The organism is Aquimarina algiphila, assembly GCF_007489275.1.
GTDB lineage: Bacteria > Bacteroidota > Bacteroidia > Flavobacteriales > Flavobacteriaceae > Aquimarina > Aquimarina algiphila.
The window spans coordinates 1-24,376 of the sequence record NZ_VLNR01000089.1 but is presented as its reverse complement, the minus strand read 5'-3'; the positions used below and the strand labels follow the sequence as shown (position 1 = coordinate 24,376).

General features: G+C 33.6%; 17 protein-coding genes. 5 read left to right on the top strand and 12 right to left on the bottom strand.

Translation table 11 applies throughout. From position 1 onward, the window contains the following. Nucleotides 1-394: 394 nt before the first annotated feature. The 4 genes from FOF46_RS27555 to FOF46_RS27540 all read right to left on the bottom strand — a co-directional run bounded on the left by FOF46_RS27555 (nt 395) and on the right by FOF46_RS27540 (nt 3,486). Complete coding sequence (locus FOF46_RS27555; protein WP_143918715.1) at nt 395-715, bottom strand: hypothetical protein; 321 nt, start codon at nt 713-715, stop codon at nt 395-397. A gap of 299 nt (nt 716-1,014) precedes the next feature. Further along, entirely contained in the window at nt 1,015-1,332 is a 318-nt protein-coding gene (locus tag FOF46_RS27550) for a hypothetical protein (protein ID WP_109439068.1), read from the bottom strand. Between the two features lie 11 nt (nt 1,333-1,343). Then, nucleotides 1,344-2,165 (bottom strand): RsiV family protein, encoded by an 822-nt coding sequence (locus FOF46_RS27545; RefSeq protein WP_143918714.1) that lies wholly within the window; start codon nt 2,163-2,165, stop codon nt 1,344-1,346. 406 nt (nt 2,166-2,571) lie between these two features. Further along, nucleotides 2,572-3,486, bottom strand: coding sequence for a LysR family transcriptional regulator (locus FOF46_RS27540; RefSeq protein WP_109439066.1), 915 nt, complete (start codon nt 3,484-3,486; stop codon nt 2,572-2,574). A 375-nt stretch (nt 3,487-3,861) separates the two neighbouring features. On the opposite strand from FOF46_RS27540, the gene FOF46_RS27535 reads away from it, so the two are divergent. The 3 genes from FOF46_RS27535 to FOF46_RS27525 all read left to right on the top strand — a co-directional run bounded on the left by FOF46_RS27535 (nt 3,862) and on the right by FOF46_RS27525 (nt 9,677). Next, a complete protein-coding gene (locus FOF46_RS27535; protein ID WP_109439065.1) occupies nt 3,862-4,827 on the top strand; it encodes a sodium-dependent bicarbonate transport family permease in 966 nt (321 codons plus the stop codon). A gap of 93 nt (nt 4,828-4,920) precedes the next feature. Next, nucleotides 4,921-5,232 carry a hypothetical protein gene (locus FOF46_RS27530; protein WP_109439064.1) on the top strand — a complete coding sequence of 104 codons (312 nt, stop codon included), beginning with the start codon at nt 4,921-4,923 and terminating at the stop codon, nt 5,230-5,232. Nucleotides 5,233-5,927: 695 nt separating this feature from the next. Then, nucleotides 5,928-9,677, top strand: a complete 3,750-nt coding sequence (locus FOF46_RS27525; RefSeq protein WP_143918713.1) for an amino acid adenylation domain-containing protein — start codon at nt 5,928-5,930, stop codon at nt 9,675-9,677. A 176-nt stretch (nt 9,678-9,853) separates the two neighbouring features. Here FOF46_RS27525 and FOF46_RS27520 read toward each other — a convergent pair whose 3' ends face one another. The 5 genes from FOF46_RS27520 to FOF46_RS27500 form a co-directional block, all read right to left on the bottom strand. Then, complete coding sequence (locus FOF46_RS27520) at nt 9,854-11,530, bottom strand: alpha/beta fold hydrolase (RefSeq protein WP_109439062.1); 1,677 nt, start codon at nt 11,528-11,530, stop codon at nt 9,854-9,856. Between the two features lie 268 nt (nt 11,531-11,798). After that, nucleotides 11,799-13,547 carry a tetratricopeptide repeat protein gene (locus FOF46_RS27515; RefSeq protein ID WP_109439061.1) on the bottom strand — a complete coding sequence of 583 codons (1,749 nt, stop codon included), beginning with the start codon at nt 13,545-13,547 and terminating at the stop codon, nt 11,799-11,801. A 355-nt stretch (nt 13,548-13,902) separates the two neighbouring features. Beyond that, complete coding sequence (locus tag FOF46_RS27510; RefSeq protein ID WP_109439060.1) at nt 13,903-14,487, bottom strand: hypothetical protein; 585 nt, start codon at nt 14,485-14,487, stop codon at nt 13,903-13,905. Nucleotides 14,488-14,494: 7 nt separating this feature from the next. Beyond that, a complete protein-coding gene (locus FOF46_RS27505) occupies nt 14,495-15,166 on the bottom strand; it encodes a hypothetical protein (protein ID WP_143918712.1) in 672 nt (223 codons plus the stop codon). A 139-nt stretch (nt 15,167-15,305) separates the two neighbouring features. Continuing rightward, on the bottom strand, nt 15,306-16,076 hold the full coding sequence (locus FOF46_RS27500) for an N-acetylmuramoyl-L-alanine amidase (RefSeq protein WP_143918711.1): 771 nt from the start codon (nt 16,074-16,076) through the stop codon (nt 15,306-15,308). A 207-nt stretch (nt 16,077-16,283) separates the two neighbouring features. Here FOF46_RS27500 and FOF46_RS27495 point away from each other — a divergent pair, with 207 nt between their 5' ends. Next, nucleotides 16,284-18,131, top strand: coding sequence for a PLP-dependent aminotransferase family protein (locus FOF46_RS27495; RefSeq protein ID WP_143918710.1), 1,848 nt, complete (start codon nt 16,284-16,286; stop codon nt 18,129-18,131). Between the two features lie 73 nt (nt 18,132-18,204). Here the strand turns inward: FOF46_RS27495 and FOF46_RS27490 are convergent, their stop codons facing one another. Continuing rightward, nucleotides 18,205-18,693 carry a hypothetical protein gene (locus FOF46_RS27490; RefSeq protein WP_143918709.1) on the bottom strand — a complete coding sequence of 163 codons (489 nt, stop codon included), beginning with the start codon at nt 18,691-18,693 and terminating at the stop codon, nt 18,205-18,207. 836 nt (nt 18,694-19,529) lie between these two features. Here FOF46_RS27490 and FOF46_RS27485 point away from each other — a divergent pair. Then, complete coding sequence (locus FOF46_RS27485) at nt 19,530-20,093, top strand: hypothetical protein (RefSeq protein WP_143918708.1); 564 nt, start codon at nt 19,530-19,532, stop codon at nt 20,091-20,093. Nucleotides 20,094-20,255: 162 nt separating this feature from the next. On the opposite strand, the gene FOF46_RS31820 is transcribed toward FOF46_RS27485, so the two are convergent. Then, the gene (locus tag FOF46_RS31820) at nt 20,256-22,607 is read right to left on the bottom strand and encodes a magnesium transporter MgtE N-terminal domain-containing protein (RefSeq protein WP_167571967.1); all 2,352 of its coding nucleotides are present in this window, start codon (nt 22,605-22,607) and stop codon (nt 20,256-20,258) included. A 140-nt stretch (nt 22,608-22,747) separates the two neighbouring features. Next, entirely contained in the window at nt 22,748-24,184 is a 1,437-nt protein-coding gene (locus FOF46_RS27475; protein WP_143918707.1) for an eCIS core domain-containing protein, read from the bottom strand. Between the last annotated feature and the right edge of the window lie 192 nt (nt 24,185-24,376).

Sequence of the window (24,376 nt, the reverse complement as noted above, 5' to 3'; positions counted from 1 at the left end):
GGAGAGTCGATGAGAAGAAAAAGAAAAAAATCGTAATTTTAACACTGAAATAAACACGCTTTTGGGAACTGTTTTGCTATGCTCTATTTAAACAGGAATACCCGGGTCAATTTCATAGGAATCTCCAATATAATGTCGTATTAAGGAGATGTTATTTTTAGCTATAAAGAATGAGATGACATATGGCATCATATCCTTAAATCTGTATGAATTGAAAAGAGGCTATAGATTTTCCAAATGATTCTCTTTTCCTAGTATATGTAGTATTTAAGGGCATTCTGATAAGCTACCAAGAGTTTCCATGCGATACCTGCTCTGGTCATATGAAGTACCTGCCGTATCCCAAAATCAATTTGCATTTTGTAATTGATCGCTTTCTGAAATTAATCTTTTATTAAGAACTTTCTTGATATTGACTTCTAAGTGATAGTGCAAATTGCATTAGGTCAATATCTGCGTATATTCCGTAATTATTGCTTAAACAACCTTTAATTCCATCATCACATGCAATTAAAAATAGAATAGAAACGTCACTAGGATCATTCAATCCTTCGTACCTGCAATATTCTACCAAAACACAATCGTTTTTAGTATATCCCTTATTAGTTGCGCGATCATATATGATATTGTCTTTGAATAAAAAATCCACGGCAAACCCATTTTCTTTAGCTATCTGAATATCCTCAAGAATTGTTTTGTGTGATGATAGTATCATATTTGTGTCTTTAGATGAGTACATATAAATTCTAAATCAGTATGAGGTATTTCACCTAATTCCCATTTTGATTATAAAAAGTTTTTAGGAGTAAAACAGGAGTATAGGGTTAGGGTAATTTAAGTTATCTAAAAATTATAGTCGCACATGTTTCAATATTCATTTTTTTGATTAGTTATTGCAGCCATTGGGTAAAAGAAAAGCCTTCAGTCCTATACTCGCTAATACTACTCCCAAAGCAATTTGCACATACTCATATACACTCTGTATTATTTGATTTTTAGTCATATGGATTTTATTTAAAATACAGTTATATAATCTGCGATAGCTTCTGATTGCTGTGGATCCATCTGTATGATAGGAACCGAATACAATATTGGCATATTAGAAGGATACATTTTTCTAAGACGATCATTTAAATTGTTAAACTGTAAGGATCTAATAATTCCAGAGATTAGTGTCTTATTTAATCGATGTGTTTGGTTTTTTCTGTCAATTTTAGCCAATACACAATTTTCTAAGATCATAACTGTTAAAAGATACTTACCTCTTAATAAGAATTCGACGATTTCATCTGCTTGTGATTTACTTTTAGGAATGATCCATATTTTTACCATGACTTTTTGATTTAAGATTTAAAATAGGAGCTCTCTGATTTTCCTGTTTTTAAAATGGACGATAATTCTTCTAATGGTATTTCTAGAAAATAATTTCCCGAATATGTTGGACATACTGCACAGTCATCAAAATAAAATTTTATGTGCTCAGAATTGACAACAAAATTATTCTTGGATACCTCAAATTTATCTTTAGTAAACTCCCAACAATCATTAAAAGAGTCTTGTCCTCCAATACGTGCCTGTAATTCTTGATTTAGTTTAAATAGTAAGAATTTATCGCTATTGTTCTCAAATAAATCGCTGTATGTAATAAACATACCTGTCTTTAAATCGTAGTTTAAGCCTTTGAACATAAAAGAGTTGTGATGCTCTTCATCATAATAATTTGTTTTATATAATAGAACGCTTAAAAATTGATCATTCTTAGTATAAATTTTATAATCAATATTCCTTCGCTTTCTTTCAGCATCCTTAAATATAGGGTCACAGGATAAATCATTATTATGAAGTACTTGCTGGACTGATTTTTCTGTTCTTAAGTACGTCTTTTCTATAAAAGAATTAAAACTGCTGAATACAGGATTATATTCTTCATCGAGATGAGGGTATTTATAATCAAGAATTAAGGAACCTTCCTCTTTATAAAATTTTTGAGTACTGATAAAATTTTCCTGTAAAGTATTTTGTTTTGCTAACCAATAATCTGACTTGTCATCTGATATTTGTGCCGTTTTTGAATCTTGATAAACCACTCCAAAACGAGAATCATTTGAAATGGTATTACAAGATATAAGGATAATAGCTAAAGAAATATAAATTAGTTTTTTCATCTTTTAAGGTTATTTGATATTCTTATTATTTGAATCAAATTTCCATAAAATGTTTCATATATTTTTATTTATATTTATAATCATTTACATAAAATTATTTAATATAAATAGTTTTTATAAAACTGGGGTACGACAAATTTCCCGATTGCTCATCCCCTAATCTTTGAAGGGGAAATTCAACTTATATCTTTAGTAGGGTTAGGGAATTATTAGCAAAGGAATTTAAATCTAAAAAATCAAATTTTTCAAATAAAAGGAAGATCAATAAATATAATAGCAAACCAGTATTGAAATCTAATATTTAAATGAGTTTTTATAAGCTCGAAAACACGTTTCATTTACAAAAAAACACTAAAACTCAGGTATTATATATACAGTCATTAAATAAAAAGTAATAAATAATTATTTAGAAGCTTTCGAATCTTTTTTTGATGATCGTACTTTTTTCCTTTTTCAAATACTCAAGAAAGGCTGTAGCAACTAAAGAGAATTTTTTATCCTTAAGCCAAATCATATGCCAATTAGATTTGATCGGGAAACCTTTTATCGGAATAATCTGTAAACGTCCCGTTTTAAGTTCGTTTCGTATTCCAATAAGAGGCATAATAGAATATCCGAGTCCTGCAGTCACGGCTTGTTTTACAGCTTCATTAGAGGTAAGCTCCATTTTTTTACTTACGGGTAGATTATTCTTTTCAATAAACCTTTCCATAGTGTACCTGGTACCTGATCCTTGTTCTCGATAAATTAAAGGTAATTTTGTAAAAATAGATTTATCATATACCTTTTTTTCGAATTTTTCATCTTTATTTCCTACCAAATAAAGTTGATTCTCCATTAATTTAATTTTTTCTATCTGTAATTTATCAGGAAGAACAGATACTAATGAAAAATCTACTGTATTTTTTTCTAAACTATGAATCACCTGTGCCTTATTAGTAACATCAAGAATAAGCTCTACTCCCTTATGTTGCTTTATAAAATCAGATAAGAAATAGGGCATAATATATTTGCCTGTGGATACCACCGAAATTTTTAACACCCCAGATAGCTGTCCTTGATATGCTAATGTTTTATGGTTTATATCCTTTACTTCCTGTAAGATTTTCTCTGCAGCCATTGCAATTTCTTTCCCAAAATCTGTCACGTATAACTTTCTCCCAATTACTTCAGTTAATGGAATTGGAAATTGATTCTGAAAATTTCTTAACTGTATAGAAACCGCTGGCTGTGTTAAATGCAGCTCTTCAGAAGCTTTAGTAATGCTCTGTTTTTCAACTATTTTAGAAAAAATCTGTAATTGATGAAGAGTATAATGCATAAAATAAACTTATATAATTGATTATAAATATAAATAAAAATATATGAAATAATACATACACCTTTGCATAAAATAAAACCAATGAGAGATTTTAATCAAAAGAAAAAAGAATTTCAAAAAGTAAAAGTCATGCCATCATATTTTGAAAGAAAAAAAGAATTATCCAAAATCATTAACTTCATTATAATTGCAATCCTTTTCCTATTATTTATTATACTTTCTATAAGAAGTAGTCATCTTTTTTTAAAAGAAATTCTAGTGTGTACGGCCATAGTAAGTTTATTGTGTATCCCACGATTTATATCTAAAAACAACTAATAAACAACTTCCTGTTTTTCAAATAAATCACCATAACAATATCAGATTAAAGTATATATGGATTTACATTTACTTATCGACAATCTAACCAACCCTGCATTACTTTTTTTCTTCTTAGGAGTAATTGCAGTTCAACTTAAAAGCGATCTTTCTATTCCCGAAAACTCATCAAAATTCATTTCATTATACCTTTTACTTTCGATAGGATTTAAGGGAGGACAAGAGCTTTCACACAGCGTATTTAGTACAGAAATACTATGGTCGTTACTCTTTGGAATATTTCTGGCTATTTTCATTCCTGTATATTCATATTTTATATTAAGAAGAAAATTTAGTGTAGATAATGCAGGAGCTATTGCGGCATCTTATGGTTCTGTGAGTGCTGTTACCTTTGTGACAACCATATCGTTTTTAGAAATGGAACAGATTGCTTTTAGTGGACATATGGTTGCTGTAATGGCATTAATGGAAGCTCCTTCTATAATGGTAGGGTTATTACTAATCACAATTTTCAAAAAAAATAAAAAAGAAGATAAAATTCCTATGAAAACTGTAATTCATCATGCTCTTACCAATGGTAGCGTATTACTAATAATAGGTAGCTTGATTGTAGGTCTACTTGCAAGTGAAGCGCAAGCTGAAGGTATCAAACCTTTTACTACAGATATATTTAAGGGGTTCCTAGCTGTTTTTCTTCTTGATATGGGAATCACTAGTGGACGTAAACTTTCTGATTTTATTAAAAAAGGATGGTTTGCATTTCTATTTGCCATCATTATACCAATTATTAATGGTTGTATTGTTGCGGTTGTAAGTGGTTTTTTTAGCTCTGGAGAAGGAAATAGACTTCTATTTGCCATACTAGCCGCTAGTGCATCTTATATCGCGGTACCTGCAGCAATGAAACTTGCAATTCCAAAAGCTAATCCAAGTCTTTATATCCCTATGGCTCTTGCAATCACTTTTCCTTTTAATATAACATTAGGAATGCCGCTATACCTATGCATTATACAGCTATCATAACAATTGTTTATGATGACAATAAAATATATAAATAAAAATATATAACATATTAATTCAACCTTTGTAGTATAAATAAAAAAATAATATAAAAACATGGAAGCCATAGTAAAAACATCAAAAGAAGTGAAAACAGAGCAAAAAATAAGCTTGATTGATGGCCATTTTACAGCATCAGAAGCAGCAGATATTATTAACTCTGTACTTAATGTAAAAATTAATTTTCACAAACTAAACCGTTTATCAATTACTGAAGGAAATGCTAGTGACAATTGTGAATATGATAGTGGAAGAATAGATGAATTATTACGTGAGCAAATTATAGCTAAAGAATTCTTTGCTCAAGCAAGGTTAGAAGGAAAGAAACTTAAAATGAATAGTACAATCCATATTTCTGTTGAAGATTAGTATTTGGATGATTCCAAATAATTGAAAAATTTATACTCAACTCAACTTTACTAATACTCTTAACTAATTAGTAAATAGTGGCTCTCAATTTTTGAGTCACTATTTCTATTATAAAAATGTATGATATTACAAAGTAGTATTCCTAATGTTATTGTAGGAGACCATTCCACTTCTTAGTACAAAAACTTACATAGAAATATTGTATAGAGAAAAGAAAATTAGAGTGCAGTAAATCATTATTTTTAACCAATACGATTACTACGTTTTTTAAATCAATTCAATACATTAATTTTTAATACACTAAACACTTCCACTCTTAAAATCTGTAAAAATTAGCTCTATAAAGCAGGAACTATTGAACACTCCTAACAGTTCAAAAAAAATCTTAGAAATACAGTTATAACTTATGAGAAGTCTAAGTAATCTTTCTGTCTTCAACATATCAAACTTTTTTCGGCATAAGATTATTTAATCTCATTATTTAGTACAGAAAAAAGAGCATTAAGTTTGACTAACATTATTCAACATCATGAAGAACACCAATTACTAAAGTGTTAAAAATCAATAAATTGATAGTGCTCGTCTATTTTTTGTACACTTTTTTTAACAACTAATCTCGTTAAGTCCACGTATTGTATACTTCATTTTTATTGGACATATTTATACTCTCTTTAACTTTATAAAAAAAGAAAAAAATGGACAAATTAACTCAGTTTTTTAGCGAACTGTTAACCAATGAAGACAAATTAGACCGTTTTAATTCAGGCTCAAGCGAGGATGAAATAGCTAATAACCGACAAAGCATGTTGAGTGCAGCGGGAGTAAATTATACAAAAGAGATGATTAGAATGACCTCTCAGGACTTGCAAAAATTAATGGAGAAAGAGCTTTCTCAAAAAACAGGTGATGATTTAAAAACAACAATTTGCGGACTGATTGCAAAACAAATGCTAGAATATCCAGAACGCACAGCAATTATCGATGGTGAGATCAAAATTGACTATAAAAGCCTCATAAAACGAGCTAATGAAGTTGCCGGAGAGCTTATGAACCGTGGTATAAAACCAGGATCATTGGTTGGAGTTTGTATGAACCGCTCTTGGGAACTGATAGCTACGTTACTTGGTGTGATGCAAGCTGGATGTGCGTATGTACCTTTGGATCCCACATATCCGCAAGATAGAATTCAATATATGTTAGAGCATTCTCGCGCTGTTGCCGCTATTGTGGATAATCAATCCTCTGCAAACTTATGCAGTCAAGTACCTGAACTTTTATGGATCAATGCATTAGGAAATCATACAGATTGCTTAATACGACCATCAGAGAACGATTTGGCATATGTAATTTACACTTCTGGTTCAACAGGAAAACCAAAAGGAGTAGCTGTAGAACACAAAAGTGTGGTATACATGAGTCAATCGATGCGCAAACTATTCAGTAATGAAGAGTTAAAAGGAGTGTTTGCTGGTGCCTCTGTGTGTTTCGATACTTCGGTTATGGAAACCATGGGTACTTTATCACTTGGTGGTACAGTGATACTTGCAAAAAATGCACTGGAGTTAACTAATCTTCCTGCAATAGATCAGGTGAGAACATGTGTAATGGTTGCCTCCTCAATGCAAGCATTACTTGCTACTGAAAGATTACCTGAGGGGATACAATGTTTAGTTTTTGGAGGTGAAGCCCTCAAACGCTCACTGGTTGAACAGGTATATGCACAAAATCCTGATCTACGTGTATTAAATGCATATGGCCCTACCGAAGACACCGTGTATTCAACCATTGCCGAAGTTCCTCTTGGCACCAAAGTCGTAACTATCGGTAAATCCGTACCAAACTCGCGTGCGTACATTTTGGATGATGATTTACAACCTGTTTCTACAGGAGTAGCTGGAGAATTATATCTTGCAGGAAGCAAGCTTGCAAAGGGATACTTGCACGATGAAGCCCTCACCAAGGAACGTTTTATAGAGATAGAATCTAACGACCTTATTCCTGATAATCGATTATACAAAACAGGTGATTTGTGTCGTTGGACAGAAAATAGAGAGATCGAATTTCTTGGTCGAGTAGACCAACAAGTAAAAATAAGGGGTTTTCGAATTGAACTTGAAGAAATTGAATCAACCCTTGAATCTATGCAAGGGATTGACGCCGCTGCGGCAGCAGCCGTAGACGGAGGCATTGGTCAGAAAATACTAGTGGTCTATGTTGTAAGTCGTGATGAAACGGTAACAGAAGAGAGAGTAAAATCTTATTTATCACAACGATTGCCAAAATACATGGTTCCTCAGATTGTAAAACACCTAAAAGAACTACCTCTTTTACCTAATGACAAACTGGATCGCAAAAAACTCATGAATTTAGAAAAGGAGGAGCCTATTAAACAAAGTCCAGTTACCATATCCTCAAATGTAGAAGCTACCAAAAGCACCAACATTCTCATGCAACATTTGCTTGGTTCTAAAAAGGAAAAACAAGAAGTAATACTTTCGATCATTCAGAACGAAGTGGCTTCTCTCCTCAACTTAGGTGATCCTGCAAATGTAGCATCAAATCATTCATTCGATGACCTTGGTCTTGACTCCTTAACTACATTGGAGTTTAGTAGTCGACTCACCAAATTATTAGGGCAAAAACTGCCTGCTCAAGCAATTTTTGAACACTCTACTCCAAATGCGTTGGTCAATTATATTATCAACATAATGGGAAGCAGTGAGGATAATCAGGCAACAGATAAATTGCCTAGTGTAGCTACAGATTCACTTGCTAGTTTTCAAACACATATCCAATCAAGTCATCCAACATTTCAAGCTGCAAAAGCATCCTCATGGAACGCAAATGATAAAAGTAAGCTGGTTCAAGAAGTTTTACGTATGGTAAATGACAATCGCAGAAACCCTTACAGCAAGGTATTACGAACTGGAAGTGCCACCAAAGGGATCGTTGGAGATGCCTATAATGATGAAGAGCAAGAAGCTATTATCTGGACGACTAATCTATATCTAGGCCTGAATCGTGATCAGAAAGTAATGGAAGAAGCTTCTCTCGCCTTAGAACGTTTTGGAACCGGAATGGGTACATCTGCAGCGGCCTCAGGTATGACAAATCAACACCTTGAGTTTGAAACAGAGTTTGCCGATTTAGTAGGAAAACCTAGTGCTTGCCTGTTTCCAACGGGATATACAGCTAATGTTGGAGCTATTGCAGGGATTCTGGGAAAAAACGATGTTGTTGTTATCGATCAACTCTGTCATGCATCCATTGTTGATGGTGCTCGTCTATGCGGTGCAACTATTAGAACCTTCAAACATAATGATGCATCTGATCTAGAGGCTGTCCTTGAGTCGGAAGTGTCTCCTTATTGTAGTATTATGGTAGTGCTTGAAGGTGTATATAGCATGGGAGAAGGTGCTGCACCGGTTGCAAAAATAGTACGTACAGCAAAAAAATATAATGCACTCGTTCTTGTAGATGAAGCGCATTCTTTTGGTTTTTACGGTGAAGGTGGAGCCGGGATTTGCGCTGCTCAAGGCGTTACTGAAGAGGTAGATTTCATTATGACAACACTTAGTAAAGCATTAGGAAGCTTAGGCGGAGTTGTTGCAGCCAGCCAGGAACATGTTGACCTTATGAAGTCATCTTCCAGAGCCTACATATTTCAGGCTTCTATTAGCCCGGCAGACATGGCAGCAGCACTTACTTCGTTACGACGTCTTCGTGTAGATGATGCATTGCGTCAACGACTGTGGGACACGACTCGTTATATGCGCCAGCAGTTTGAAGATGCAGGATATGATCTAGGGACTGGGGACGGACCCATTATCACTCCTCATTTTAGTAACAAGGATAAACTTTATGCAATAGTACAAAATCTATATCAACGTGGTATTCAAACATCAGCTGTAACCTATCCAATTGTGGAAAGTGGGCGAGGTCGTTTACGACTTATTTGCTCGGCCGCTCATACACGTGATGACGTGGACAAAACACTAGAAGCACTCATCCAGGCAGAACGCGAAGTAGATGAACAACTCGCTACCACAAATAATGAAGAAAGAGATTTAAACATAACGTGTTCTGATATCAAAGCATGGGCAGCTACATTCTCTTCTTTCCTTAAAGAATCAATAGCTGAAGTTTCTGCTCCTACACCAAACTTAGCTATATCTGTTCGTATTTCTGAACAGTCTGAACCTATCACAATTGTATTAAAAGATAGAGACGTGACATTAAATACTCATAAAAGTTGTGATTTACCTTCTTGTTCTTTACTGCTTACTGACAAAAATGCGGTTTCTGCTTTGCAATCATCTGATGTACAAGGATTACTTCATAGTATTTGTAAGGGCAACTGTATGCTAAAAGGGCAAATAGAGCCATTCATTTGGTTTATTGGACGAATTGTAGATCAACGACAGCTCGTCTCTCAGTCACATTAATGAGTAAGTGAGGCATATCAAAACTATTTGCTAATCAAATTCAAGGTCCATTCTTCTGTAAATTACTTTACTGAAGAATGGATCATAAGGCATAATAATTGACGGAGAAGCATTCGTAAAACAATATTTCGAATTATTTAGACTCAATAAGCAACTTAAATACCGATTCCTTAATCTTAGGAATAACCATTTAAAATACCAGAAGCAAAATAAGACGGACTTACAGAAAATTCCTTTTTAAAACACTTAGAAAAGTAAGAAGGGTTAGAAAACCCAGCTTGAAAAGCAATCTCGGCGATAGTACTTTGTTGACGTAGAATTAACTCTTTGGCACGATGTAAACGTACCGAGCAAATTAATTTATTAGGAGATTTATTGGTAATAGCTTTAAGTTTTCGTTGCAATTGCCGTTCACTAACACCTATTTCCCTGCAAAGCATTTCTACACCAAAATGTTCATTACCAAGATGATCATCAATGTTTTGAAGTACTTTTTCCAGGAAAGAGTCTTTTTGAAACATTGTATTATGATCAACCTTATTGATTTCTATAGTATGCCTAATTTTTTCAGTAACAATAAAGAGTAACAGAGATTCACCAGATTCAGTTTCAAAAATTGTTTTATGTGGTGTAAAATTCACATGAGTACCTACCAGTAAATTCTTTACCGTTTGAGTTAACAATATTTGATTAGGTATAGGTTTCTTAAAAACTAATGTAGCAAAATCTTCTATCTCTTTGTTTACAGGATTCCCTACCAAACATTCTTTGATATGAATACCGATGGTCAATTGGGCATTCAAATCCCTAATTTTATCTACCAGATCCATACTACACTGTACTGCTCTACTTGGCCCTTCAAAAGTGGCGGTAAATGTTTCTGTGTTATATTGAACTATATTCCCTCTATATTCTTTTACATATTGTTTAATAAATTTTTGATGTCTTGGGCTATTTGCTTTTGAAGGCATAATGCGCCCAACGATTATAGTCCAGAGTCGTTTTTCATATACTGGTTTTGGCCTTATTTTTAAAATAAAGGCTTTCATCTCTTCCAAAATTACTTTGGTATTACCTGTCCAAAACAGATGATCGCTACCTTCAAACTCAACAAATTTAGCTCCCTCTATACGTTCTGCTATAAATCGTCCCTCCTCTATTTTGACATCAATATCATGTGTACGTTGTAATATTAAGGTAGGAACTTTTATAGACCCTAAAATGTTAATGATATCTACCTCTGTATTCATTTTTGTTAATATCATAGCTGCACTTGGACTAGCTCCTGAACGAAAGTAATTAGCCAACCAATCCATAAACACTTTATCATTGGCTTTTGAAGGGGCTAGTGACTCTAGGTTCATCTCTCCACTCCCCCAACTATTTTCAATCATATCATAAACTTCCTGACGTTCTTCGTTGGTTGGAGCCCAAGGGTAGTCAGGCGCATATATGCGTTTAGCAAATATCCCAAAAGCAATCAGAGAAATAGTTCTGTTTGGATATGTAGCAGCAAACAATGCCGAAACAGATCCTCCTTCTGAGTGTCCAAACAATACGGCTTTTTGTGAACCAACAGCGTCCATCACTGCTCGAATATCATCCATCCTTTCTTCTAAGGTAGGGAGCTCTGCTACACGATCAGAAAGTCCGGTTCCTCGTTTATCAAATAGAATAATTCTAGTTATTTTTCCTAATTCTGTTAAAAAACTCACTAGTTCTGGACAAGCCCACATCCAATCGATATTAGAAACCCATCCAGGGATATAAACTAAGTCGATAGGACCTGAACCAAAAACTTGATATGCAATATTAATATCACCGTTTTTTGTATATTTAGTATCAGGCTTCATAAAGTATATTTTTATAGAATAAAATGTTTTTTGACTGTTTACGTAGCTTAGTCTTTTTTCTATTTACTATAAAAATGATATTCTTAAATAATATCATAAGTTGGGATACTAAAAGTATGGAAGGATGAAAAACTTTCAATAGAAACAACGTTTACAATACGTAGACCTAACGAGATTAGTTGTTAAAAAAAGTGTACAAAAGGTAAACATAAAAAAATCAAAATACTCATAATCAGAGTTTTGCGGTTTACCGTTTTTTATAAATTTCTTATTCCTCTTCTAGATGTACTAAATAGGTAAGAATTTCTTTTCGAGGATCTAAACCTAGTTTTTTACGGAGACGATATCGTGCAGTCTTTACACTTTCTGGTGATATCCCAAGTATACTTGCCGTTTCTTTTATATTCAAATTTAATCGAGTTAAAGAGCAAATTTTTAAGTCATTTGTGCTTAAATCTTCATGTTTTGATTTTAATTTAGAATAAAAACCTTGATGTGCATCTTCAAAAAATCTACTAAAATCCTCCCAATCTCTATCAATACTTAAGTTTTTTCGTATTATTCTATTAAGGTCTGCTATCAATTTATCTTTTTCAATATTGGAAGATTTTTTGACATCTTGTATGGTACTATGCAATTGCTGTACTACTTCGTTTTTCTTAATAAAATTAAGAGCATATGAGGTAAGTTCTTTATTTTTAAAATCTAATTGTTGTTTTAATTCCTGTCGCTTTAATTCAGAATTTTCTAAATCTTTTTGGGTAAGGGCATATACAGATTCCAGAAGTTCTTGGCTTTTGGTAGACAATTCTTTACTTTTTCTAGCTCGCTGCCTTGCTATGGCGTAAATCATATATCCGGCAATAGATATAATAGTAACTCCCAGAACCAAAAGCAATTTTATTAAGTTATCCGTTTTTTCTTTTTCTTTTAACACCTCCAATTCTTTATCTTTTCGCTCTAATGCATTTTTGAATTCTAAATAAGCGATTTGCTTTGCTTTTTCTGTGTTAAAAAGAGAATCTTTTAATGTTATATATTTATCATAAAACATTAAGGCTTCCTCTGGTTTATATTGTTGCTTTTTAAGCTCTTTCAACTCCTCATAAGCAAATAGTTCATATTTCTTTAGGTGATTTTCTTTAGCCAGTTCTAAACCTTTATTTAATTCAATTGCAGCTTCCTCTAAATTATTATCAAGTCTTAGAATTTTTCCGTAAATAATGAGATTATTGGTTAATCCGTCAATATCACTAACTTCATTACCCAATGTCATTGACTTTTTAATATGATAATAAGCTTGCTCGATTTCATTTTTATTAAGGTATAACATTCCCAATCGATTATGCGCTTCTGATATCCCATATATAAAATCATTAGCGGTATGCATTTGTAATGCATCTGTAAGATACTTCAGCGCTTCAGAATCTTTATGTTGTGCTATAAGGATAGTTCCTATTTTAGTAAAAGTAGTCGCTATTCTGCTTTTTAATTCTAAAGCAGTAAACTCATTGATGGCCTGCTCATAATTATGTAACGCTTTTTCATACTCTTTGAGGTCTGCATACACCATACCTATATTAAGTCTGGTATTGGCTAATCCTGTTTTATCTTGTATCTTTTTATATACTTTATGAGAAATGTTTAGATGTTCTAATGCTTTATTTTGATTGCCTTGCGCCCAATAAGCAACTCCTATTATACGATTTGCTTTAGCCAAACCATTGGCATATCCCAATAACCTTGATAATCGTAATGCTTTTTTTCCAAAATTAATTGATTCATTAGCATCTACAATCCAATATTCAAAACCAACGGCATTAAGAAGATCTACTTTTACTGTATCTTCTGCTTCATATGAATTCAATTGATCCAGTAAGCTATCAATTTTCTGAGTATTTGCTGCTACCTGTATACAATTGAGATAGAAAAAGACGCCAACGACAATTGAAAGAGTTGATCTTTTTATACATATATGTCTTTTTAATTGATATAAGGAAAATTTAAAAAAAATCATGAAAAATAATGGTTACAAGCAGGATAGGTTTCAAGCTTTTTCAATTGACTATAAAATTACTTATCATTTTTTTAATCAAACCAGTAACAAATGTTAAATCATATAAAGCACTAGCTTCCTTTGCCTTAACCTTATTTTAGATGTAAAAGATCGGTAAGGATTTTAGCTTAGAAGATGTGTTATCGCTTTTTTTGAGATAAATCAATGAGGATAAGATGCGATTTATCGATGTAAATCAAAACTTTGATTCGTCTCGAAAAGATTCTAATCTCAACTAGAATGACAAAAACATAATAGATTATGGATTGCAATCTAAAATAAAAATTTAGATAATGCGATTTTTGAATACCAACACTTATTTTGCTTCAATCTTAATCCTATACTTATCTTTATATAAAATCACCAGATTGCAAAAAGAAATAATAAACCCGGCAGAAAACAGGTAGCAAAAAAATAAAAGTGCCATTAATTGTATTCTATTAGACATGATACTCTTTTTGGTCCAAGCTTTTTCGGGATCGCCCAAAAGAATCATCATCTGTTCATTTCTGGCTGGTAAAAACCCATGTGATGCCTTAAACGCCTCAAAAGGGTTATCATCCAGCATTTCATTACCAATAACAATATCTTTATCGATATAAGGTAATGTTCTCGTTTCTCTAGCAAAATGATATGTGGCATAAAACCCTATAAGAAGTACGATAAATTGCACAGATAAGCGCATCCAGGTCCTAATCAATTTATTTTTATGTGAATACAAAATCAGAAATCCGGCAAGTGCTGTTGCAATAAACACTCCGAATTTCATAAAAAAAGAAGTGTTTTCATCAGACGCATGCCAAGAAGGTAATGGTATAATAAAAGCACCTGCTACAGAAGCAATCCAAGTACTAAGCAGCGTAATCTCTTTCCAAACTTCTTTTAATTTAGAAACAAGCATTTTTATATTATTTAGGTGTTTTTAAAACTAGTTTTTTCTCCTCTTCTGTCCCGTCACTCATGATCAGGTGCAATTCTGGTTCCCCTATCCGGTCTTCTTTTTCTAACCAAAATAAATAATAACCCGGCACAAAATCCTGAGAAGCATTATGGGTAGGTTTATTAAACCTGAACCGTTTTATATTTAACTCTTTTTCATATGACAATTTTCCAAAAACAAAATAACCTTCTTCTTCGTTAGAATCTACAATGACCTTGATTTTGGTATTTGCGTCATTTTTGGCACTGCTGGTAATAGATGCTAATTTGGCATCGTAATCCAGGTATATTGCATCAAGAAGAAATGTTTTATTGGATATTGTATTGAAATCTTTATGTAAACGCTCTAATGTTTTTTGTGCTTCTTGTAGCGTAGCCATATACTCTGGTGTAAGTGCATATTTTTTATTACACACTTCTAAAGCCGGAAATAATTCTATACTCTTTTTTTCTAATTTACTGAATGCCTTGATAAGATTATCATCATTTGTAACAGTTGTTTTTTCTGCAAGACCTGTTATTGCTTTCTGCGTTTTTGATAAAACTATAGAAAGTTTATTATCCTTAGGAGCATAACTCGCGCAACCATACATAAAAAGTAAAATGTAAGACGCAAATATAAGTTTATAGAAATTTTTCATGTGCAATGATTTTATCTTTGAGAATAATTTTTAATCCAAATTATCCTACTTAACAAAATTACATTAGCACATGGTTATGCTACTATAACAAACACGCCAAATGATATGACTTTTCCGACACAATGTAGCTTTAAGAGTTCTATACCAGGCCTTCAATTATTTTTTCCCAATCAAAAGCAGGACCTATGTCCCACTTGCCCGACGATCTGTAATTGACATGAGATACGATACCTTTAAAATTAACTAACTCATTTTCTGCCACTGTTATATATCGCTTATCCTCTGTCAAAAGGGCTCTTGGTATATTATATTCTGCAGTGAGATAACGAAGTAACAGCAATAAACTATCGTATTGCTTTTTGGTAAAGGTGGCATAATATAGTTCTCCTCTGTAAGGAGAATCGAGTTTTGTATAAAATTGTTCTTCGTTTATATCACAATACACATCAGTATCACTATACACGGTAACCAATTGGTTATTTATTCTTTTTAAGAAACCAATATTAGACATTTCTATCGCAATGGTTCGTTTACCACCATTGGTATTACCTCCAACAGCTCCTGAACCTAAATGGTATGACCAAAAAGCAGACGACCATAAGTTGAGTATCTTACCGTTTCTGGCAATAATAAATGGAGTAGATACTTCTCTTGTTGGTTTGGACAAAGCTGCTACATCTCCTTTTATATACCCAGCAGTATAATGCAATACGATTTGAGTTTTTGTATTTTTCTCTTGAAAATAAAACGAAGTATCTCCATTTTTTGGTCTACAACGTACATACGGCATGACTTGGTTTGTACTTTTAATAGGTACTGTCATTTCTGTTAAAACAAATTCTTTTCCGTCTGAGTCTCTTCCGGTTTCAAAGAAAGTTTTCTCGTGATTTGCAATACTGGTAGCTTTCATATTTAATTTGTTTTTAATAAAAGTAATCTGACATATGGTATTTACCAAATTTATATCGATATGGATTAAAAAACTATATCAAATCCGACAAATAAATAAAATTTCCCGACACAAATGCGTACAACAAACCTATAACAAAACGCCTTGAAATACTTTTAAAAAAATCTAATTGCCGTATATTTGCCGCCTTATCTAAAGGTGAATATTATGCAAGATCATAACATGCTAACATATATAAAAGATGTCTTAGAAAATATGCCAAGTGACTGGTTAAATCTAACCACCCATCGACTTAATATTTATGATGAAAAATTGGCCAAAACTCAATTTTTAGAACAGTTTGAGATCTTATATACCAACCATAATTCTCAATCATCATCGCTACATGAGTTACCTACTGCGTTTGACTATATTCGATTAGGACATCCTTTATCTTGTGTCCTAGAATGGGTAATTGCTAAGACGCATCATCTTAAGGCAGAACATGTCATCAGTTTTTCATCAATGACAATTCCTATACTTGCAGTGTTAAGAAAAAACCTATTAGATAACAAAAATACCCAAATCGTTTACACAGGCGAATTACCAGATTTTTTTAATACAGAAATACTACAGCATGTTTATGGCTATACATTTGACATCAAACATGTAGAGGACGCATCTGCTATTTCTGAGTTTGACGGCAGTACTGTTTTTATTTCGCAACAAGATGATATTTACAATTTTGATCTCATCCCAAATGTTGATTTTTTTATTAATATAAATGCTCAATTGGGAAGTATTTTATTAATAAATGGAGAGCAAAATGAAGGTTATATTTCAGAAATTCAGCATGTAAGAAGAAGAGAGACCATTGCAATGACACCGGCCAACACATTGGTTACCTTAAAGCATTTAGTAGAGCAATCTTCTATTAATCATAAAACTAGTACTATCGAGACTAATAAAACACAGGTCTTAGCTTCTATAAAGGAGATTACAAGTACAGGTATAGAGGCTCTGGTAGCGTCTAGCGGACTATCTATGCAATATGCAATTATGATGGGGTTAATACATGATGCTTTCGAAAAGCATAAAGGAAAATCTATTAAAATTGTTGTTCCCCCAAATTGTTATGGCGGTACAAATGACCAGGCAAGACGAATTGCTGCTTGTATTGATACTGTCGAAGTTATGGATTTACCTGTTGATGGTGGTAAAGACATGGTGCAAAGTATAGATATTGTTTTAGACAAAATTGCTGAAGAAGATGCTGTTCCCTATATCATTGCAGAAATTCCGACAAATCCTAGAGTTGAAGTTCCTGATCTTATCAAGTTAAAAGATGTTTTAAGCAAGGAACGTAAAACCAGGGATGGTGAAACCGCTATTGATCCTGTTTTTATTTTGGATCAAACATTTTGTCCGAATGTCCACTTTCTGGGTGAAGATAACATACTCTCTACCGTTAGAACGATTGCTTATGTGAGTGGTTCTAAATTTCCGAGTGGCGGTCAATGTACTGCAGGATACTGTGTAGCCAATAAAAAATCCGAAGCTTTGATGGACAATATAAAATTACATCTAAGACTCTGCGATAACGAAGCTACGGATCTTCAGATGGAAATTTTAGCAAAACAATTGCCCTCTATGAATCAAAGGATTCATGATGCCTATAAGAATACACGAGAATTTGTAACCTTTATCAACGCTACTTTACCTGAGGCAAATATCAATTTTGTTTCAGAAGACTTGGCAGAACAAGGATTTACTCCGTCTGTATTTTCACTAGATCTCCCTACTAAAGGGAATACTGAAGAAGAAAAAGAATCTTATAAAAGAGCTTTAAACCTAAAATTGATCAACTTGATGATTAATAAAATCCCTAATGAAAGCAAATACTGTGTAAGCTATGGGCAATTAAAGGGATGTTATTGGACGATACCTGCAACCTCAACCCAAGGGACGACTAAAGAAGGTGACAAAGATTATATTGCCCGTGTAGCAATTTCTCCTGATATGGATCTAGAACGCCATAAGAACGTCTTTTTAGATTTTGTAGAAAGTATTTCATAGGTCAATACCAGGTAATAAAAAACCAATGAACCGATATAAAATGATCCATTGGTTGTATTATTTGAGGTTCTAATTAGTTACATACAGAAGCTTCAAAGTTACCATTAACAAAACTGTTATCGTCACTTCTTGCATTGATTCTACCAATGACTTTAGTTTCTGTAATGTCAGTGATTTCAACAGTACCTTCTGTGGCAATATTATTTAGAGGTATTCCTTCTTCGTCATAACTCAATAAGGTAACCGTTTGAGAATTATCTAAATCGTTAAAGTCAAATTTGAGTTCATAAATACCCACGGCATTAGTGATAGAAAAGATGATTCTACTTTTTTTCTCAAAATTAGACGCACCACATTCAGTTTCGGTACTTAGTAAATCCAGATGGATTTTATCATCAATACTACTTGTACCATTAACAAAGGCCCAACTTTCTCCATCAATTTTACCTTGTAGTACCTGGTCAATGAATTCTGTTTCTGGTTCTGTGGTATCATCATCACTACAAGCGATAAACATAGAGAAAAATACAAGTGTACATGCAAAAAGTAGATTTTTTTTCATAAAGATAAATTTGTTAGTTATTAAAAATGATTTTGATTAAAGCATTCAGTGATAGTACAATTTATTTTTTTAGTTAAAACTGCTTTCATAATACATCATTATGACCATGATTGCTTTCATTGTATTGAATCCAATTTTTATGCCAAATTTAACATAAAACACTACTAACTCACAAAAACTCATACAGCAGCTTTGTGGATTAAATCTGTATCATTAAGATTTTTCTATATGAGATGTGTTAAAAAGTTAACACAAACTCATGTGTTTAAGGTACTTCTGTAGTACCCTGCCCCCACCTCTATAGTACCCACCCCCTCTTATGAAGGCAGGAGCCACTATGCTCAGACAGAAGTGTTACTTCTGTCTGAGCATAGCGTTACTTCCCTCTGAGGATAGTGGCACTTCTGTTTTAAGTACCCTACCCCTTGTTCATCTCGAAGCCGCACCACTATAACAAGTACCCTTATACAATATTTTATACAACAACACCCACTTATATAAGTCCCCCTTACCCACTTATATAAGTGGGTTTTGCAGATAATCAGGGACAAAGAGTAGTATTTTAACAGTTTTTGTTAAAAATCTAAAGATGAATATATTGTAACTAATGTGATAAGATTATCTATCAAATTCTAAAAAAGTTTACAATATTAGGTAGTATTTTAAATCATAATGATAGTACTCTACAAATGCCTCTACTACCGACAAAAGCTTATAGCTTGTTTTTATTCTCAACATTTATCTAAATAATCTACCAATCTTTAGTGGCACTTATTAGTATTAAATTTCAAAAAAATTCGTAAATTGAAGTTCAAACATTTACAAATCAATAGCTTATGAAAAAACTATTACTTCTTTTATTTTTATTTCCTCTTACTTTTTTTGCCCAAACAAATTACTCGCAAGAGGATATTGCGGCAGCAGCTGCACACGACAAACAATGGTTACTTACCAACACTACAAGTGACCAGGTAGATTATGCCTATGGTGTTAGCACTATGGTTCAATCTTTTATTCGGGACAAAACAAAATGGCAAGCCAAATCTATAACCTGCGGAACGAATTGTTTACAGTGGGTACACCAAAGCGGCGCTCCTGGCAAACTCGAAAAGAGAAAAATATCATATAAGTTATATTATGACAAGTTACCTACCGGAAAGCTGATCAGTACTAAAGTAGTTTTTGAGGGTAGTAAAGACCTCATCATTAACTTTTTTATGAATTATTGGACTCAAGATCTTGAATTCACTAAAGGTCCAAAGGACGAAAAGAACCTTGCTTCTGTACGGTTTTTATCAGATATAGCAACACTGAGAGTTAATAATGATGGTGACACATCTATTATAGTAACTACGGGTACTTCCAAAGATACCTATACTTCTATGATATCTCATAATTAAGGATATTTACAGGTAACTAAATAGAATAAAAAGACGCGCTTTAGAACGCGTCTTTTGTTTTATAATATTTTCTTCTTTGCTATAGTACAAGCTATTACTAACTGTTGACGCTACGAAGTTGCAAACTTCGCAGAGCAGGAAGCTAATCGTGCGGTAGCACGGCTAACTTTCAGTAGTTAGCCCCTTAATTTCATTTTCAATTTCCGAACTTTTATCTTTACTGAGTTTACGCATGATACTCTTACGATTAGCCTCACTCTCCTCTTTCAATACTTCCGCTGCCAGGGCAACGGGAAGCTCTTCGATGATTTGATCTTTGTATGGAAAGTTGCTTTGGATAATAAACTTAAAAAGAGATTTGTTGAAAAAAGGTATAGGTCTGGAATAGCTACTATGAACGTACGCCTTTAATTTGTCTAAACTCATTTTTTCTAATACATCGACTGACGCTTTTAGGCCTTTATTTTTAAAATAGTATGCTACGCCTTTTAAGTCCAATTGATCAAGAATTTTTGCACAATTTTCCGCTTCCAACGTAATCAAATAGGTTTGCATTTTTTTATTATTCATCCGGCTCAGGATTCTTGTAGCATCATCTTCACTTAGGGACTCTAAATAGGTTTTCACCTTATTTGACTCCAATTTATTAAGGATTTTCGCGGCATCATTAATTACCTGAGTGTTTAAGTAGTTAGTCACCCTGGCATCCTGAATACCATTGAGTAGCTCAGCTTTGGCATTATTGCTCCTGCGATTTAAACTTGATGTCAGGTCTGTATCATCCAATAAGTTATAAATTTCTTGCCTTTTGACCAGTGACTGTCTATCAATACAATCATTCAATTTTTTCAAATTAGCAGCTTTCACAACAACATCGTTTACACTACTGAATTCTGCTAGACGCAAGTATTCATGAAGCGAGGTGCCATGCAAAAACTGTCCGAATTTTTTATTATTATTAGTGTTTTGTATCTCCTCCCCCCTTCTTGAGGCATTCGAAAAAATAGACCAGCCACTGGCATTAAGGTTCCCCACATTGAAAGTACCTGCTGGATTGGTCCACCAATCTCTGGCATTGAGTATATCATCATCATAAGGGATTTTCCCTTTTTGGAATAAGGCAGACATAGGTCTTAAATCCTGAAATCCAGCTTTAATATTACTACCATCAGTTCCGAATGTACCGGAAATGTCATTTTTTTTGGCATAATCACGATAATTGAAATATTTATTACCTTCACCTGCCTCCAATTGTTCTTGGTACCAATCATAAAAACCCTGAGCGTAAGCATTAAGACCTTCTCTTATGGGAACTATTGTATCTTCGTTATTGGCCTTATATGAGCTATTAATAAAGATATTAGTATGATCAAGACCTTCTGCATTATATGCATTATGTCCATCACAAAAAGTCTCCACATTCATTACTTTATAGCCATCCCATGCATCTGCCACAATGGCCACACGTTTATCGACACTTTCAGGCATGGTAGCCCCTGCTGGTATTCTTTCAGGATAGGTCACTACAAAAGCATGATCATATTCTGATCTTGGGTACATCATACATTTATGTACCCATTGATCATTAGTGTTTCTAAGCAATTCCTCCACTAACATACTACCAAACTCACCACAATTACCAATCTCTGATTGACGAGCAACCCAACCTTTGATGGCTTCCGCGTTGTTCTTGTACCATTGGGTTGGGTTAAGTATACTTGCATTTTGCGCTAAAAGAATCGCATGTTCTTTCAAAGGATTGACTTTATCTGTGTAATCCCGAAAAGCAACTAATCGGGCAAAACTGTCTCCTTTGGTTCTAGTAATGGAACCTCGTCTATTGCCTCGAGCAACCCTTTTATCCGCTGTACCTTTTGCATTATAAATATTTGATACAGCTGTCTTCTCTCCTCTTAATTGAAAAACTTTCCTGGAAGTATCCATATACATAGGCACTTGCTGAATTACGGAATCGTTAATTCCCCATGGATCTCCTGTAGTTACAGGTTCCATTGGCTTCATTTGAAGTGCCTTGGCCCCCATCACATCGGCTTCCTTCTCCAAGCCAGCATCATCATTAATAGGAACTTTACTTTTTAACTGTCTGGTAGGTTTTACTCTGCCTTGTTTTTGTTGTACTACGTGCCAAGCTTCGTGAGGCAGGTGCTTTTGCTGTCCAGGCGCCAAGTGGATATCGGTTCCCTGTGCATAGGCATGCGCTTGTAATTGAGCTGGTTTGTTAGAGTTATAATGTACTTTTACATCATCCATACTATAGCCTGATAGGTTTTCAATACCAGATTTTAGTCTGTCGGGCAGGCCTGTTTTATTTTTTCGTTGGATGGGATTAATGGTACCTTCAGTACTACCCATTACAGATCTTAACTTGTGCTGTATAGCTATAGCAGGACGGTTGTCGGCAATCGTAGCTTCACCACCTGTACTGGATTCTTCTTGTACGCGTTGTATGGTTTTTTGTTGTGGTTCTTGGGTATTTTCTAGTGGTGTTTTCATTTTGCGTAACTCATTTTATTAAACTAAAAGTGGAATGATATATGCTATACAGATTACAAATCTGATCGATCTGGTTTATATTCTTTTCTTCCCATTGTTAACACCATTAGTCACAGACTAGCAGTATCGGTGAAATATTTCTATTTTTCACTTTCAATAAATTCATCTATTTCGATATTGTAACTTTCTTCATTTTCGATATTGTAGTCATCGCACTCTCCATATTCTTTTATAATATCAACTATATGAAGCTCTCCCATTGTCCATACCCCTTTTTTATGTTTCATTAACATAGCGGCTTCATGCATTTGCCTGCTTCTGCTTTTTCTTAACTTGTTAAATGCTTTTTTAAGATAATATCCATAATTATATTCATGCAGGTTAATTTCAAAAACATTCTTTGGGGTATTTATAGTTTCGATATCTGCATAGCTATTTTGTAAAGCACTTAGAGCGGACCTGTAATCTATATAACTATTTTTCATATATTTCTTCTGAAGAGGGTAATTATTAGAAAAGTAATTTTTACAAGCTCTTATTGAGTTCATAGAATTTTTTAAGATTTCAATAATATTCTCGGGAGAATTATGGGGGTTGCTATATAGTCTCTTTTTATTTCTTTTAATAAAATTTTCAGAATAAGTAATTCCATTTGTAAGATCAGGATGGTCATTTAATAGTCCATAAGCTTGCTGTATTGAATCAGTTAGACGATCTAAAAGTTCATTTATTCTATCTAGAGTAGCAGGGCTGTTTTTTGACCTTTCTTTTTTCATTTTATCTTTTAGTTCTTGTATACCTAATTTGATATTAGTTAATCTGTTGATCACCCTCAAATGAATCGGATCTCCAAATCTTTCAAAACCACCGTCATTATTCAATACTTTAAATTCGTTCTCTAACCAATATTCTCCTTCTGCACCAAAAATAGTTTCAGTATATTCTTTTTCTTTACCTCTTCTTTCTTCTGATTTGTTATGACTTTCTCCTACCAAATTAAGCTTATGAGGATTTATTTTCCGCTGTACAGTACCCACGTTTGCCATTACAACTTTATAAGGTTTGCCAGTTACCTTATTAGCATGCTGCACTGCCTTAACTCCCATCACGTCGGCTTCCTTCTCCAAGCCAGCATCGTCATTAATATTCACTTTTCCCTTAAACTGCATCATGGGCTTAACCCGACCTTGTTTTTGCTGCACTACATGCCAAGCTTCGTGAGGCAGGTGCTTTTGCTGTCCAGGTGCTAGGTGTATATCCGTACCCTGTGCATAGGCATGAGCTTGTAGTTGGGTAGGTTTACTGGAATTGTAATGCACTTTTACATCATCCATACTATAGCCAGAGAGGTTTTCTATACCAGATTTTAGTCTGTCGGGCAGGCCTGTTTTATTTTTTCGTTGGATGGGATTAATCGTACCTTCAGTACTACCCATTACAGATCTTAACTTGCGTTGTATAGCTATAGCAGGACGGTTGTCGGCAATCGTAGCTTCACCATCTGTACTGGATTCTTCTTGTACACGTTCTATGGTTTTTTGTTGTGATTCTTTGGTATTTTCTAGTGGTGTTTTCATTGTACGTAACTCATTTTTGTTTGATTCTACAGGCAAATAAATTTATAGCACGGATTGCAAATCATAAGTGTTCGAAACCTTTATGTTGAGTTTATTATTTCATTAATTTTATTAGGATCTCCGCCACATTTTAGGATGATATCTTTGATTATTAATACTTCCAGTTCATTTGCAAATTTTAATTTTGGAATT